A 14288-nucleotide genomic window follows, 5' to 3' on the forward strand; every position below is an offset into this window, starting at 1 on the left:
ATCGCTCGATACGTCTACCCGCCAGTGCGCTCTGTTCGTATCGTGCGCGGCATGAACACCCCGGCCTCCATCACCCGAACCGTCGGCGACACGCCCCAGGGCGGCACCGTCCTCGGCTTCTACGCGCCCAAGGGCGCGCCGCGCCCGCCGCGCATCGCGCGCGGCGAAGGCATCTTCCTGTGGGACGCCGATGGCCGGCGCTACCTGGACGCGACCGCCGGCGCGGTGGTGGCCAACATCGGCCACGGCAACCCGCGCGTGCTCGCCGCGATGACCGAGCAGGCCGCCAAGGTGAGCTTCGCCTATCCGCGCTTCTTCGAGAGCGAGCACAACATCGCGCTGGCCGACCGCGTTTGCGCGCTGGCGGGCGAGGGCTTCGACCGTGCCTTCTTCGTCTCGGGCGGCTCCGAGGCCAACGAATCGGCCATCAAGCTGGCGCGGCAGTACGCGGTGGTCACGGGGCAGGGCAGCCGCAGCAAGGTGATCTCGCGCGACCCCAGCTATCACGGCTCCACGCTCGGTGCGCTCGCGGTCACCGGCGATGCCAACACGCTGACGCTGTACGGGCCGCTGATCCGTTCGATGCCCAAGGTGCCCGCGCCGCTGTCCTACCGCGTGCCGGAGGGGCACACGGCCGCGACCCACGAAATGGCCTGCGCCGACGAACTCGAGCAGACGATCGTGCGCGAGGGCCCCGAGACCGTGCTCGCCTTCATCCTCGAACCCATCGGCGGCCTCTCGACCGGCGCGGTCGTCTCGTCGGCCGCGTACTTCGAGCGCGTGCGGCAGATCTGCGACCGCCATGGCGTGCTCGTCATCTACGACGAGATCATGAGCGGCGCCGGCCGCACCGGCGCCTTCCTCGCCGCGCACCACTGGCCCGCGGCGCGGCCCGACCTGGTCACCCTCGCCAAGGGCCTGGCCGCCGGCTACACCCCGCTGGGCTGCCTGCTGGCGCCCGACCGGATCGTCGACGCGGTGGCTGGCAGCGGGGGCTTCGTGCATGGCCACACCTACTTCACCAACCCGCTCTCCTGCGCGGTCGCGCATGCGGTCGTCGACGAGGTGATCCGCCAGGACCTGGTCGCGCGGGCGCACGAGCGCGGCGAGCTGCTGATGGCGCGGTTGCGCGAGATCGCGGCGCGCTCGCCCATCGTCGGCGATGTGCGCGGCAAGGGGCTGCTGACGGCGATCGAGATCGTGGCCGACAAGTCCAGCAAGCGCCAGCTGCCCACAGCCTTCAACGCCCCGGCGCGGCTGACCGAGCATGGCCTGAAGCACGGCATTGCGCTCTACAACCGGCGCGCCAACCTCGGCGCCTTCGGCGACTTCCAGATGATCACGCCGCCGCTCACCATCAGCGTGGCCGAGATCGACACGCTGGCCGAGCTGCTCGAGACATCGCTCGCGGACCTCGCCGACGAGATCGCGCGCAAGGGCCTCGCGGCCTGACCTTTTTCCCATCCCTCCAAAGGCTCACATGATCCATCGTCTCCTGCAGACCGCACTGGCGTGCGCCAGCCTCGCCTTCGCCGCTGCCGCGCCCGCGCAGATCGCCACCAGCAAGGGTCCGGTCAAGCTGATCGTCGGCTACCCGGCGGGCGGCTCGGCCGATGTGCAGGCGCGCACCCTGTCCGACAAGCTCGCGGCCGAGCTCGGCACCACCGTGGTCGTCGACAACCGCACCGGCGCCGGCGGCCAGATCGCAGCCGACTACGTGCGCAACGCCGCGCCCGACGGCCTCACCGTGCTGCTGGCCAACATGCACATGATGGTCATGCTGCCGCTGACCTCGAAGTCCGTGCGCTACGACCCGGTGAAGGACTTCAAGGCCGTGGGCCGCATCGCCAGCTTCTACGAAGGCCTTGCCGTCCCCGCGGCGCTGCCCGCCAGGGACGTCAAGCAGTGGCTGGATATCGCACGCGCCGATCCGCAGAAGGCCAGCTACGGCGTGCCTGCGCCGGGCAGCGTCGCGCAGTTCATGGGCTACCGCCTCGGTACCGAAGCCAAGGTCAACCTCGTGGCCGCGCCGTACCGCGGCGCCGCGCCGCTGGTGCAGGACCTGCTGGGCGACCAGATCGCGGCCGGCATCACGCCGATTGCCGACCTGGTGGCCTACCAGCAGAGCGGCAAGCTGAAGGTGCTGGCGGTCAACGGCTCCAAGCGCGCCGCACTCCTGCCCGACGTGCCCACGCTGAAGGAGCTGGGCCAGCCGCACTTCGACAACCTCGAATGGACCGGCCTGTTCGTGCCGGCCGGAACGCCCAAGCCCATCGTCGACCAGCTGCATGCGGCGCTCGGCAAGGCGTTGGCCAACAAGGAGGTGCAGGAGCGACTGCTGAAACTCAGCAGCGATCCGCACCCGAGCAGCGGCGACGAGCTGAGCCGCCTCATCGAAGACGACCTCAAGCGCTGGGGCCCCGTGGTCAAGGCCTCGGGCTTCACTTCCGAATGACCAGCATTCCCCCGCACAAGCCTCTTCATCTTCCCGGCGTCCACGGCTATGCCGACCACAAGAGCGTGGCGGCCGGGGAGCTGCTGCGCTTCCACGTCAGCAGCGACCGTGCCTATCGGCTTTCGGTCTGCCGGCTGGGCAACGATGTCGAAGGGCGCAGCGACGACGTGGAGCTGCATCGCTTCGCGCCCTCGGCCGCGCGGGTGCAACCCATTCACCCGGGCTCCTATGTCCATGTCGACAAGGGCCTGCCCTCCGTACTGCCCTTGCACGGCCTGACGGTGGAATGCTGGGTCAAGCCGTGGCGGATCGACGTGCGGCAAAGCCTCGTCGGGCAGTACGACTTCCCGGCGCATTGCGGCTGGGGCCTCTTCATCGAGGAGGGCGGGGCGCTGGGCTTCCACCTTGGCGACGGCGGCGCCTTCCGCGCCGATGCGTTGCAGGCCCGTGGCCACCTGGCCCCGCGGCGTTGGCAGCATGTGGTCGCCACGTGGAACGGCAGGGTCGCCGCGCTGTGGATCGACGGCGTGCAGGCCGGGCAGTGGGAGGCCGCGCAGCAGGTGCGGCCCGGCCCCGCACCGCTGCGCCTCGGCGCCGCCGGCGTCGACGGCCGGGCCGACCTCTTCGTCGACGCCGACCTGCTGATGCCCGCGTTGTACGACCGCGCCCTGAAAGCGGAGGAGATCGCGCAGCGCTTCGCGCAACGCGGCCTGGTCGTCCCGCCCGTCCGCTCGGTGCTGGCCTGCTGGCCGCTGCGCGAGGAGCGCGGCACGCAAGTGGCCGATGCGAGCGGCCATCAGCGCACCGGCCGCATCGTCAACCATGGCACGTGGATGATCGTCGGCCCCGCGTTCGAGCCGGCCAGGGTCGGGGCTCACGAAGACGCCGAATCGACTTACGACCCCTTCAGCGATTCGACACGCGGCCATGGCCTGCGGCTGGCGAGCGACGACCTCTACGACTGCCGCTGGGAGGCCACGCACGAGTTCCGTGTGCCGGGGGACGCAAGGTCCGGCCTGTACGTCGCTCGCCTTCGCTTCGAGCTCGAGGGCCGCGATGCGGACTACGACATCACGTTCATCGTCCGAAAGCCCGTGCATGCGGCGCCCGCACCCGTTCTCGTGCTGTGCGCCGTCAACAGCTGGCTGGCCTATGCGAGCACGCCCTTCGCGAAGAACGTGGTGGACGATCCCGTGTGGCCGCGCCGCGCGGCGGGCCTGGAGAGCTGCCATCCGCAGGCGCCCGCCTATTGCAGCTACACCTACCACCGCGCCGGCCAGCCCTGCTACCAGGTCGGCCTGCGCATGCCGTGGCCCAACGCGAGCCCCAATGCGCTGTACGACCCCGAAGGCAGCGGCTTCAGCCAGTGGGCGCGGCTCGAACGTCGTCTCCATGTCTGGCTGGAGCGCGAGGGCTACGACTTCGATGTGATCGGCGACATCGACCTGCACCGCGACCCTTCGCTGCTCTCGCGCTACCAGAGCGTCATCGTCAACGGCCACAGCGAGTACTGGTCGACCCCTGCTGTCGACGGCCTCGACGACTACCTGCGCCGCGGCGGCAGCGCGATCGTGCTCTCGGGCAACACCATGTACCTGCGCGTGAGCTACGACGAGGACATGACGGTCATGGAGCAGCGCAAGGTCAATGGTCCCGATCATGACGAGACCGTGCCGCCGGTGGGCCCGCCTGCGGGCCCCTTCGGCGAGCAGTACCACAGCCAGGACTGGGCGCGCGGCGGCCGGCTCAAGGCCTCCGGCCGCGCGGCCGCCGACATCGTCGGCCTGGAGACCGCGGGCTGGGCGTTCGCCGATGGCGAGGACTTCGGCGTCTACCACGTCGCGCAGCCGCGGCATGCTCTCTTCAACGAGCCGCACCCGCTGGGCCTCGCCGAAGGCCAGACTTTCGGCCATGCGCCCGGCGGCGGGCTGCCGCGCGCCATCGGCCACGAGTGGGACCTCACCATCGCCACCCTGGCGCGCATGACGAAGCAGGTGCCGCCGGGCGCGTCGCTGCCCGTGCCGCAGCAGAACATCGAAGTCATCGCCCACGGCATCCGCCGCGTGCCCGGCCGGCTCGACGCCTACCTCGATTGCTTCTCGAACCTCACCGAATCCCTCGACGGCCTCTCGGCCGAGATGATCTACTGGGAGCGGCCCCAAGGCGGTCGCGTGTTCCACGCCGGCGCAGTGGGCGCGGCCTGGGTGCTGGGCAGCGACCCGGTCTTCGGTCGCTTGCTGCGAAACGTGCTGTACCGCTTCGGGGTGCAGCTCAGGGAGTGAAGCTCAGCCTGCGAGCAGCGCGCCCAGGCGCTCCACGTCGACGTTGCCGCCGCTGATCAGCACGCCCACGCGCAGTCCGCGCAGCTGCGCCTTCATCTCGCGGGCCGCCGCGAAGCCCAGGCAGCCGGTGGGCTCGACCACCAGCTTCATGCGCGCGGCGAAGAAGCGCATCGCCTCGACCAGCTGTGCGTCGCTCGCCGTCAGCACGTCATCGACATCGCGGCGGATCACGGCGAAGGTGTGCTGGCCCAGGTGCTGCGTCTGCGCGCCGTCGGCGATGGTCTTGGGCGTGTCGATGTGGACGATGCTGCCGCTGCGAAAAGACTGCTGCCCATCGTTGCCCGCCTCGGGCTCCACGCCGTAGAGCTTGCATTGCGGCGCGAGCGCCCGCGTGGCCAATGCCGTGCCGGAGAGCAGCCCGCCGCCGCCCAGCGGCACGAACAGTGCATCGAGCGGGCCGGCTTCCTCGAACAGCTCCTTCGCCGCCGTGCCCTGGCCGGCGATCACGTCGGGGTGGTCGTACGGCGGAATCAGCGTCATGCCGTGCTTCTGCGCCAGATCGCGCCCGATCTGTTCGCGATCGTCCTTGTAGCGATCGTAGATCACCACCTGCCCGCCGTAGCCCTGGGTGGCCGCCACCTTCGCGGCCGGGGCGTCGTGCGGCATCACGATCGTGGCTGGCATGCCGAGGATGCGCGCCGCCAGTGCGATCGCCTGCGCATGGTTGCCCGAGGAGAAGGCGACCACGCCGCCGCGCCGCTGCGCTTCGTCGAACTTCGCGAGCGCGTTGAAGGCGCCACGGAACTTGAAGGCGCCCATGCGCTGCAGGTTCTCGCACTTGAAGAAGAGCTGTGCCCCCAGTTCCTCATCGGCGGTGCGCGAGCGCAGCACGGGCGTGCGATGGGCGTGGCCTTCGATGCGCCGCGCGGCAGCGGCCACATCGTCGTACGTGGGGAGCTTCAGGGTGTCTGGCATGGCGTTGTTTCCTGTGTCTGCGACGGATTGTTGATGTCTGGACGTATCGTCAAAGCGCATCGAACCAGCGGTCCGCCCATTGGTTGAGCGGCTTCAGCCGCTTGACGAGTTCCACGCCCGATTCGGTGAGCCCGTAGCCCAGCTCGGCCAGTTCGACGACCCGCAGCGCGCGCAGCTCCTTGAGCCGATCGTTCAGCACCGAGGGCGACATCTCGCCCGCATTCGCCTGCAGCACACGAAAGCTTTGCGGCGCGCCGTCGCGCAGCGCCCACAAGATGCGCAGCGTGCCCTTGCGGCCCAGCTGCTCGAGCAGGGCCATGATGGGACGACGGACGGCGAGATGGGCGTTGTCGGTGGCGGCAGAGGGCATGGCGGCTGGTGAACGTCGCGAGGCGGCTTGCGCTACGGATTCCGTAGCAAATCCCGAATCGCCGGCCATTCTAGTCAGAGGAGTCGCAGGCCGCAGCTCCTAGAGCTGCTTGATGCCGGCGGGCTGGTATCACGCGATCAGCTATGTGTGCAATGGGGCGCGCGTGCCGCTGGAATCGTGGGCGGCGCGTTGGTGAGCCTGTCCGGGATGAAGCTGGAGTAAGCGTCGCCCAGGCCGCGCACGCCGTGTTTTTTCCTCTGTTGCCCTGTTGGCCGGCCACTGGCCTGCCGATAGACGGGCATGAGCACGTGGAAACCGCCGGCCGAGGGCGCGCCGACCTACCGAATCCTGCAGCGCGAAGGCTGCACGATCGTGTACGGCCACATGCCTCTGGGTGCCTGGCTGCGCCTGCTGCGCCAGGCCAGCGATCTGCATGTGCTGCATGCCGGTGTGGCGCGCATGCTGGGTGCCGCCGCGGTCATCGGCCCGACCGAGGGTCTCGCACGCATCCGCGAGCAGGAGGCCGCGGCCGCCACCGGGCGTGTGCGCGCCCAACTGGGCCGCGCGGCGCGCCGGCTGGACGCGCAGGCCGTGCGCTGGCTGGCGGCCGGCGAGCAGGGCCCGTCGAGCCTGGCGCTCTTCACCTTGCTGACCGGCGTGCGCCCGCCTCACTACGGCGGCACCGCGCTCGACCTGCCGCGCGACGCCCAGGATTTCCGTCGCTGCCGCCTGCTGGTGGAACAGGTGCCTTCGCTGCAGCGGTCGCTGCATCGGCTCGCGCGCCGCGTGGCCGACCCCGAACTGGTGTCCTGGGCCGCCCTCGCCGAGACCTGGAGGGACCTCTGCGCCCAGATGGACCATGAGTGGCCGTCCTGGCGCACGCAGGCCGGCCGGGCGCCGGGCGTGAAGGCAATGCTGGCCTGCTTCCACGAGGTCGAGACCGACCGCGCCGTGCTGCAGGCCAGCCGCACGACCGCATCGCTGCCGCTGCCCTACCGCTTCGCGAGCGTGGGGCCGGGGCGCGGCGATGCGCGCTGGGGGATGTAGGGCGACGCTTCAGGCCAGGTGCACGACCTCGGGATCGTCCCCGTCCGCGTGCAGCCGCTCGACCTCCGCCGCGCGCCGCACAAGCACCGCCCGCTGGTTGATGTACCCCTTGTCCGTGATCTCGCCGGCGTCGATGTCCGGCGGCGAGGCCAGCACCAGCGCGCGCACCGGGCATCGCGAGGAGCCCGCGCCCTCGTCGCGCAGCGCGCACATCGTGCGAAGCAACGCCGCCGCCAGCTCCTCGCGCGGGCGCTGCGCGGCCTGCGCGCTCGGGAAGACCAACATGCCGACCGCATCGCGGTCATGGCCGGTGATCACCACGTCCTGCACCAGCGGCGCCAGCCGCGACACCAGCGCCACGCGCAGCGTGCCGACCGACACCCAGGTGCCGCTGGTGAGCTTGAAGTCCTCGGCCACGCGGCCGTTGAACATCACGCCGCATTCGGGCCGCTGCGCATCGACCAGGTAGCCCGCATCGCCGATGCGGTAGTAGCCCTCTTCGTCAAAGGCCTGGGCGGTTTCGCGCGGCGCGTTGCGGTAGCCGGGGAACACCGAGACGCCCTTGACCCGCATCTCCAGCTTGTCGCCGCTGGGCACGAACTTGAGCTCCAGTCCCGGCAACGGCGCGCCGATGCAGCCCGCGCCGTCGAGCTTCCAGTGCGCCGAGGTGATGGCCGGCGAGGTCTCGGTTGCGCCCCATGAAGTGGTGAGCCACAGCGGCGCAGCCGGCCGCGCGCGCTTCGCCACCGCCTCGAGCCGCTGCCAGGTCGAGGGCGCCAGCGCCGCCGCGGCGTAGAAGCACAGGCGCAGGCGCGACAGCACATCGGCCGCGAGGGCCTCGTCGGCTTCGAGCGCGGGCAGCAGCATGTCGTAGCCGCGCGGCACGTTGAACAGCAGCGTGGGCCGCACTTCGCGCAGGTTGCGCACCGTCTTGTCGATCAGGCCCGGCGCCGGCCGGCCTTCGTCGATGTAGAGCGCGCCACCATGGCAGAGCACGATGTTGAAGTTGTGGTTCGCGCCGAAGGTGTGGCTCCACGGCAGCCAGTCCACCAGCACCGGCGGTTCCTGGTCCAGGAAGCGCCAGGTCTGCGCGATCATCTGCTGGTTGGCGCACAGCATGCGGTGCGTGTTGATCACCACCTTGGGCCGGCCGGTGGAACCCGAGGTCAGCAGGTACTTGGCATGGGTGTCGGGCAGGATGGCCTCGAAGGCCCGCATCACGCCCGGCGTCTCTTCGGTGGCCAGCAGCCCATCGAAAGAGCGCGCGCCGGGGTGCGCGTCGCCGTTGCGGCTGAAGACCGTGATTGCATCGACGCCGCAGCCGTCCAGCACGCCGCCGTAGAGCTTGGCATCCGAGGCATAGATCAGCGCGGGGTCCAGCGCCTGCAGGATGCCGTGCAGCCGCGATGGGTCCTTGGCCATGCGCGAGTAGGCGCTGGAGAGCGAGCAGGCCGTGCGGCCGATGTGCAGGGTGGCCAGCATCAGCACCGCATGGTCGATGGCGTTGTCGGAGAGGATCACCACCGGCCTGTCCTGCGGCACGCCCAGGTCGAGCAGGCCTTGCGCCACCGCGCCGACGGCATGGCGCAGCGCGCGGTAGTCGAGCTTGCGCCAGCCCTCGCCGCTTTCGTCGCGCTCGGCCAGCGCCAGCGCTTCGGGCGTGTCACGCGCCCAGCGCTCCAGCCATTCGCCGATGCAGCGGGCATACGGCCGGAGCGCGATGGGCGAGCGCAGCGCGAAGGAGCCGTCGTCGAAATCGATTCGGATCGTGCGCGGCGGTGCGAGCTGGGTCTCGTCGTCGAGGAAGCCAGTGGCTTTCATCGCTTGTCTCCTGGCGGCCGAGGGCGCCTCGTTATTCGAGTGTGCCGGAGGCCGCCTTGGCGCGAATCAGGTTCAACAGCAGGGTGTCGCGCGTGCGTTCAAGCTCGCTTCGATGACGCTCCCCCAGCTCCGCTGCAACGCCTTCGATGACCTGCTGCTTGAGCGCCTGCGTCATCAGCGGCGAGCCGAGGTCCTTCCACCACTCTTCGATCGGCCCGCCGAGATGCGCCAGCACATGCGCGATGCCGCCGGCGCCGCCCGAGAGGTGCAGGTTCATGAAGGGGCCCATCACGGCCCAGCGCAGCCCCGGGCCCTGCGAGATCGCGGTGTCGATGTCGGCCACCGATGCGACGCCCTGCTCGACGAGGTGGAAGGCTTCGCGCCAGAGTGCCGCCTGCAGCCGGTTGGCGATGTGCCCCTTGACCTCGCGCTTCACGTGGATCGGCCGCTTGCCGATGGCGGCGTAGAAGGCCATCGCGCGCTCGACGGCGTCGGCCGAGGTGCGCTCGCCGCCGATCACTTCCACCAGCGGGATCAGGTGCGGTGGATTGAAGGGATGGCCCAGCACCACCCGCTCCGGATGCGCGCAGCCCGCCTGCATGCCGCTGACCGTCAGCCCCGAGGAGCTGGAGGCCAGGATCGCATGCGGCGGCGCCGCGGCGTCCATGCGGCGGAAGAGATCGATCTTGAAGTCCAGGCGCTCGGGGCCGTTCTCCTGCACGAAGTCCGCTTCGCGCACTGCGTCTTCCAGCGACGCATGAAAGCGCAGCCGTTCCATCGAGGCACCTTCAGCCAGCCCGAAGCGCTCGAGCGTGGGCCAATGCTGCGCCACCGCCTCGCGCAGCCGCGCCTCGGCGCCCGGCGAAGGGTCGGTGGCGTCGACATCCAGCCCCCGCGCGAGGAACCAGGCCGCCCAGCTGGCGCCGATCACGCCGGTGCCGACCACGGCAGCGCGTGCGATGGTCGTGCTGCTCACGGCGCGAACTCGGGCTTCGGCAGCCCCATGCGCGGCAGCCCCATCATGTCGCGCGCCTCGGCCGGGGTGGCGGGCTCCAGGTCCATCTCGTGCAGGACGCGGACGATGCGTTCGGTCAACTGCAGGTTGGTGGCGAGCTCGCCATGCCGGTAGTACAGGTTGTCCTCCAGCCCCACGCGCGCATGGCCGCCCAGCAGCAGCGCGCTGATGTTGGCCTCCAGCTGCGAGGGCCCGATGCCGCTGACGCCGAAGATCGCGCCCTTGGGCAGCGTGTCCACCATCATCTGCAGATGGCGCGGCGAGAAGGGCATCGCGTTCTGGAAGTTGCGGTGCACGTTCATCACCAGGTTGATGAAGTAGGGCTGTTCGTCCAACCCCTCGTTGATCAGCGTGGTCGTGTCCTGCAGGATGTGGGTGGGGCTGAACACTTCCCACTCGGGCTTGATGCCGCGCGCCTTCATGCCGGCGGCGAGCTCGCGGCCCTTGCCGAGCGGCGTGTCCATCAGGATCTCGCGGCCCTCGAAGCTCAGGTTGAGCGTGGTCGCGTCCAGCGTGCACATCTCGGCGCCGGCATCCATGCCCTTCACGCGCTCCTCGAAGGCGATCTCCCAGCGCCCGCCGGGCAGCGGCTTGACCATGTCGCCGTGCACGCCACCGCCCGTGGAGTTGTTGATCACGATGTCGCAGCCCGCATCGCGGATGCGCTGGTTGATCTCGCGGTACACCGCCGCGTCGCAGGTCGCCCCATCGTCGGGCCGCCGCGCATGGATCGCGGCCACGCTGGCGCCGGCCTTCCAGCAGCGCACCACGTCGGCGGCAATCTCCGCGGGCTGGGTGGGAAGATGGGGGTTCTGCGATTTGTGCGCCATGCCGCCGGTAGGGGCGATGGTCACGATCACCTTGCGCTTGGACATCGGTCGGTCTCCTTGGATGAGCCCGCTATTATTTTTGACTGCCGCGGGCCCCACAGTCATTGCGACGACATTTGGAGTCAGGGTTTACGCGGCGCAGGAGCGTCGATGCACAACAAGCCGAGCCGGAGACAGGCGGCCTCCCTTTCCCTCCCCGACCTGCTGGAGCGCTCGGGCTGGTTCCCGGCGCTGGACGCCGAGGCCCAGGCGCGGGTCCTGGACGAGATGCGCGAGCAGCCGGTGGCCGCCGGCAGCGCGCTGTGCCGGCGCGGCGATACGCCGCTGCACTGGTACGGCACCCTGGAAGGGCTGCTCAAGTGGTCCGTGACCGCCGAGGATGGGCGCTCCGTGACGCTCGGCGGCCTCTCCGTCGGCAGCTGGTTCGGCGAAGGCACGCTGCTGCGGGCGCTGCCGCGCTCGGCCGACATCATCGCGCTGCGCGACAGCCGGGTGGCGCGTCTTCCGGTGGAGACTTTCGAGTGGCTGCACCAGACGCAGCTGAGCTTCAACCACTTCCTGCTGCGCCAGCTCAACGAGCGCCTGCACTGGTTCATGGGCAACTACGCGGCGCACCGGTTGCTCGATGCCGATGGTCAGGTGGCGCGGGCCTTGGCGGGGCTGTTCCATCCGTGGCTGCATCCGGGCAGCGATGTGCACCTGCAGACCTCGCAGGAGGAGATCGCCAATTTGTCCGGGCTGTCGCGCCAGCGCTGCAATGCGGCGCTCAACCGGCTGCGCGAGGCGGGGCTGCTGCACATCGAGTACGGCGGGATCACCGTGGTCGACCTGGAAGGCCTGCGGCGCTTCGTCGAATAGCGCTGCAGCAGCGGGGCCGGCTTCAATGCTGCTGTTGCTGCGTCCGGTGCAGGGGCTTGGCGCCGGGGCTCTGGAGCTGTTCACCTCCCCCGTCCGGGCCCGCATGCGGGCGGACCCGTTGCACATCGTCTTCGTCGCGCCATCGCTCGTAGTCCGCCTCGCGCCGCGCCGGGCGCATCTCCGCACGGCGGAGGACATCATGTCTTGGCATCGCAAGTTCCTTGAAAGCTACTGCCTTCAAGTTATCGAACGCGCGATCCGCCGATGTCAGGGTGCCGCGTCATCGACCGTGGGAGAACTCGCACGCGCCGCTTGCGCGCGCTCAGAACTTGTGCGTGAGATGGGGCGGTCCGTTCTCGTCGCCCGTGCTCTCGTCGTCCACCGAGGCGAGCTTGAGGCGGGCCGCCTCATGCCGCACCTTCAGTTCCGCGTAGCGATCGCGTTGCGCGCGCTGCGCAGGCGTCTTCTGCATGCAGGCGACGAAGAAGTGCGACTCTTCGGCATTCATGCCGAGCAGCACTTCCTGGCCGTGCCCATCGATGGCCAGGGCGCTGCGGTTTTGCAACTCGGCGCGTTGCGCTTCGGGCATTTCGAGCATGTTCATCGTCGGCTCCTCGATTGCATGCCGCAGTCTGCCACTGAGCGCACGGCAATGCAGCGGCAGTCGCCGCACTGCCGGCGGGGTCACCGATTGCGGGGCAGCTTCAGCGCCGGTGGTGGCTGGGCGCCAGCTCGTACACCGGCGTCGCCAACCCCTCCATCCGCGCCTTGAGCTGCAGCGCCAGGAACTGCGAGTAATGGCGCGACTGGTGCAGGTTGCCGCCGTGGATCCACAGGTTGGGGACCTGCGTGGGCTTCCACATGTTGCGCAGTTCGCCTTCCCACGGGCCGGGGTCCTTGGGCGTGTCGGAGCCGAGGCCCCAGCATTTGCCGACCTGGTCGGCGATCTCCGGCGAGATCAGGTCGGCCAGCCAGCCGTTCATCGAGCCGTAGCCGGTCGCGTAGACCAGCAGGTCGGCCGGGAGCTCGCTGCCGTCGCTCAGGGTCACCGACCGCGCGTTGACGCGCTCGATGTCCACGCCGCTCCTCAGCTTGATGCTGCCGTTGGCCACCAGCTCCGAGGCGCCGACGTCGATGTAGTAGCCCGAGCCCCGGCGCAGGTACTTCATGAACAGGCCCGAGCCGTCGGTGCCGAAGTCGAGCATGAAGCCGGCCTTCTCGAGCCGGCTGTAGAGATCCGCATCGCGGCGCTTCATCTCCTCGTACACCGGGATCTGGAAGCCATGCATGATCTTGTAGGGCACCGAGGCGAAGATCAGGTCGGCCTTGTGGTGGTCGATGCCGTTCTTCACCGCCTGTTCCGAATAGAGACCCCCGAGCGCCAATTCCATCAGCGAATCAGAGGGCGCGATGTGGGTGGACGAGCGCTGGACCATCGTGACATCGGCGCCGTGCTCCCACAGTGCCGCGCAGATGTCGTGCGCCGAATTGTTGGAGCCCAGCACCACGCACTTCTTGCCCTGGTACGCCTCGGGGCCGGGGTGCTGGCTCGAGTGGTGCTGCTCGCCCTCGAAGTTCTCGGCCCCGGCGATCTGCGGCACGTTCGGGTAGCCCGAGACGCCGAGCGCGAATACCAGCTGCCGGGGGCGCAGGACGATCTCCTCGCCCTCACGCTCGACGGTCACCTCCCATTGCTGCTTCTCCTCGTCGAAGCGCGCCTTCTTCGCGGTGGTCGAGCTCCAGTAGTTGAGCTCCATCACCCGCGTGTACATCTCCAGCCAGTCGCCGATCTTGTCCTTGGGCGAGAACACCGGCCAGTCGTTCGGGAAGGGCAGGTAGGGCAGGTGGTCGTACCACACCGGGTCGTGCAGGCACAGCGACTTGTAGCGCCGGCGCCAGGAGTCGCCGGCGCGCGCGTTGCGCTCGACGACGATGGTGGGCACGCCCAGCCGGCGCAGCCGCGCGCCAAGCGCGATGCCGCCCTGCCCGCCGCCGATGATCACCACCTCGGGCTGCACCGTCCGGCCCAGCGCCTGCTCTTCCTCCTGCCGCTGTTCGAGCCAGCTCTTGCGGCCTGGGTGCACGCCGTGCTCGGCGCCCTTGGCACGGCGTTCGCCGGTCTTCTCCTCGAAGCCCTTGAGCTCGGTCATGGTGGTGAGCAGGGTCCAGCATCGCCCGTTGCGCAGCCGCAGGTGGCCGCGGCCGCGCGCGACGCGAGTCTCGAACACGAACCAGGCGTCGACCACGCCATCGGCCTCGGTGGCCTCCCCCTCGATGGCGAAGCTCGAGGGCTGCGTGTCGGCCAGCCGTGCCTCCAGCATCGCGCGGATGGCCTCCGGCCCTTCCTGCGTGCGGATGTTCCAGGTGAAGGCGACCAGGTCGCGCCAGTAGCTCTCGGGCTCGAAGAGGGCGAGGGCGGCATCGACGTCCTGGCGCGCGAGCGCGGCAGCGAAGTCGGCCAGCCAGGCGGCGGCGGCGCGGGTCGGATCGGGGGTCGGGTCTGTCATGCAAGGCCTCCGTGGGCGTTGTCGCTGGGGCGCGAATGCGGGAATGTCATCCCGGCGTGGCGCAGGCGCCTGGCCGCGGCACGAAGCGAGCAGGACCAGGGCGCATGATTCGCCGATCCGTCGGTGCT

The 14288-nt window shown here is 69.8% G+C and carries 13 protein-coding genes; 5 read left to right on the forward strand and 8 right to left on the reverse strand.

Translation table 11 applies throughout. The features are described from left to right. Positions 1-51 precede the first annotated feature (51 nt). The 3 genes from G3W89_RS00300 to G3W89_RS00310 are packed head-to-tail and all read left to right on the forward strand — an operon-like array spanning position 52 to position 4737. Positions 52-1452, forward strand: a complete 1401-nt coding sequence (locus G3W89_RS00300) for an aminotransferase family protein (protein ID WP_162572244.1) — start codon at positions 52-54, stop codon at positions 1450-1452. Between the two features lie 28 nt (positions 1453-1480). Further along, the gene (locus G3W89_RS00305; RefSeq protein WP_162572245.1) at positions 1481-2455 is read left to right on the forward strand and encodes a Bug family tripartite tricarboxylate transporter substrate binding protein; all 975 of its coding nucleotides are present in this window, start codon (positions 1481-1483) and stop codon (positions 2453-2455) included. Then, positions 2452-4737 carry a LamG domain-containing protein gene (locus G3W89_RS00310; protein ID WP_162572246.1) on the forward strand — a complete coding sequence of 762 codons (2286 nt, stop codon included), beginning with the start codon at positions 2452-2454 and terminating at the stop codon, positions 4735-4737. Before G3W89_RS00305 ends, G3W89_RS00310 begins: the two co-directional genes overlap by 4 nt. A 3-nt stretch (positions 4738-4740) precedes the next feature. Here G3W89_RS00310 and G3W89_RS00315 read toward each other — a convergent pair whose 3' ends face one another. Continuing rightward, on the reverse strand, positions 4741-5712 hold the full coding sequence (locus G3W89_RS00315; RefSeq protein WP_162572247.1) for a threo-3-hydroxy-L-aspartate ammonia-lyase: 972 nt from the start codon (positions 5710-5712) through the stop codon (positions 4741-4743). A gap of 49 nt (positions 5713-5761) precedes the next feature. Then, the gene (locus G3W89_RS00320) at positions 5762-6082 is read right to left on the reverse strand and encodes a winged helix-turn-helix transcriptional regulator (RefSeq protein WP_162572248.1); all 321 of its coding nucleotides are present in this window, start codon (positions 6080-6082) and stop codon (positions 5762-5764) included. Between the two features lie 300 nt (positions 6083-6382). Between G3W89_RS00320 and G3W89_RS00325 the strand changes: the two genes are divergently transcribed. Continuing rightward, entirely contained in the window at positions 6383-7129 is a 747-nt protein-coding gene (locus G3W89_RS00325) for a hypothetical protein (protein ID WP_162572249.1), read from the forward strand. Positions 7130-7138: 9 nt separating this feature from the next. Here G3W89_RS00325 and G3W89_RS00330 read toward each other — a convergent pair whose 3' ends face one another. The 3 genes from G3W89_RS00330 to G3W89_RS00340 are packed head-to-tail and all read right to left on the reverse strand — an operon-like array spanning position 7139 to position 10840. After that, the gene (locus G3W89_RS00330) at positions 7139-8950 is read right to left on the reverse strand and encodes a feruloyl-CoA synthase (protein WP_162572250.1); all 1812 of its coding nucleotides are present in this window, start codon (positions 8948-8950) and stop codon (positions 7139-7141) included. Positions 8951-8981: 31 nt separating this feature from the next. After that, positions 8982-9926: a 3-hydroxyacyl-CoA dehydrogenase NAD-binding domain-containing protein gene (locus G3W89_RS00335; RefSeq protein ID WP_162572251.1), complete on the reverse strand. Its 945-nt coding sequence runs from the start codon at positions 9924-9926 to the stop codon at positions 8982-8984. After that, positions 9923-10840 carry a 3-keto-5-aminohexanoate cleavage protein gene (locus G3W89_RS00340; RefSeq protein ID WP_162572252.1) on the reverse strand — a complete coding sequence of 306 codons (918 nt, stop codon included), beginning with the start codon at positions 10838-10840 and terminating at the stop codon, positions 9923-9925. The genes G3W89_RS00335 and G3W89_RS00340 overlap by 4 nt, the downstream gene beginning before the upstream one ends. A gap of 105 nt (positions 10841-10945) precedes the next feature. Here G3W89_RS00340 and G3W89_RS00345 point away from each other — a divergent pair, with 105 nt between their 5' ends. Further along, positions 10946-11653, forward strand: coding sequence for a Crp/Fnr family transcriptional regulator (locus tag G3W89_RS00345; protein WP_162572253.1), 708 nt, complete (start codon positions 10946-10948; stop codon positions 11651-11653). Positions 11654-11675: 22 nt separating this feature from the next. Here G3W89_RS00345 and G3W89_RS00350 read toward each other — a convergent pair whose 3' ends face one another. From G3W89_RS00350 to G3W89_RS00360, 3 genes are all read right to left on the reverse strand, one after another. Next, a complete protein-coding gene (locus tag G3W89_RS00350) occupies positions 11676-11864 on the reverse strand; it encodes a hypothetical protein (RefSeq protein ID WP_162572254.1) in 189 nt (62 codons plus the stop codon). 111 nt (positions 11865-11975) lie between these two features. Continuing rightward, entirely contained in the window at positions 11976-12257 is a 282-nt protein-coding gene (locus G3W89_RS00355) for a hypothetical protein (protein WP_162572255.1), read from the reverse strand. Positions 12258-12357: 100 nt separating this feature from the next. Beyond that, positions 12358-14160, reverse strand: coding sequence for an NAD(P)/FAD-dependent oxidoreductase (locus G3W89_RS00360; RefSeq protein ID WP_174258300.1), 1803 nt, complete (start codon positions 14158-14160; stop codon positions 12358-12360). Between the last annotated feature and the right edge of the window lie 128 nt (positions 14161-14288).

Origin of the sequence: Variovorax sp. PBL-H6 (assembly GCF_901827155.1) — a bacterium.
GTDB lineage: Bacteria > Pseudomonadota > Gammaproteobacteria > Burkholderiales > Burkholderiaceae_C > Variovorax.

Excerpts from the sequence above, each read along its gene's own strand:
- G3W89_RS00325 (WP_162572249.1), top strand. The coding sequence starts at position 6,383 with ATGAGCACGTGGAAACCGCCGGCCGAGGGCGCGCCGACCTACCGAATC.
- G3W89_RS00305 (WP_162572245.1), top strand. The coding sequence starts at position 1,481 with ATGATCCATCGTCTCCTGCAGACCGCACTGGCGTGCGCCAGCCTCGCC.
- G3W89_RS00300 (WP_162572244.1), top strand. The coding sequence starts at position 52 with ATGAACACCCCGGCCTCCATCACCCGAACCGTCGGCGACACGCCCCAG.
- G3W89_RS00350 (WP_162572254.1), bottom strand. The coding sequence starts at position 11,864 with ATGCCAAGACATGATGTCCTCCGCCGTGCGGAGATGCGCCCGGCGCGG.
- G3W89_RS00340 (WP_162572252.1), bottom strand. The coding sequence starts at position 10,840 with ATGTCCAAGCGCAAGGTGATCGTGACCATCGCCCCTACCGGCGGCATG.
- G3W89_RS00330 (WP_162572250.1), bottom strand. The coding sequence starts at position 8,950 with ATGAAAGCCACTGGCTTCCTCGACGACGAGACCCAGCTCGCACCGCCG.
- G3W89_RS00310 (WP_162572246.1), top strand. The coding sequence starts at position 2,452 with ATGACCAGCATTCCCCCGCACAAGCCTCTTCATCTTCCCGGCGTCCAC.
- G3W89_RS00355 (WP_162572255.1), bottom strand. The coding sequence starts at position 12,257 with ATGAACATGCTCGAAATGCCCGAAGCGCAACGCGCCGAGTTGCAAAAC.
- G3W89_RS00360 (WP_174258300.1), bottom strand. The coding sequence starts at position 14,160 with ATGACAGACCCGACCCCCGATCCGACCCGCGCCGCCGCCGCCTGGCTG.
- G3W89_RS00320 (WP_162572248.1), bottom strand. The coding sequence starts at position 6,082 with ATGCCCTCTGCCGCCACCGACAACGCCCATCTCGCCGTCCGTCGTCCC.
- G3W89_RS00315 (WP_162572247.1), bottom strand. The coding sequence starts at position 5,712 with ATGCCAGACACCCTGAAGCTCCCCACGTACGACGATGTGGCCGCTGCC.
- G3W89_RS00345 (WP_162572253.1), top strand. The coding sequence starts at position 10,946 with ATGCACAACAAGCCGAGCCGGAGACAGGCGGCCTCCCTTTCCCTCCCC.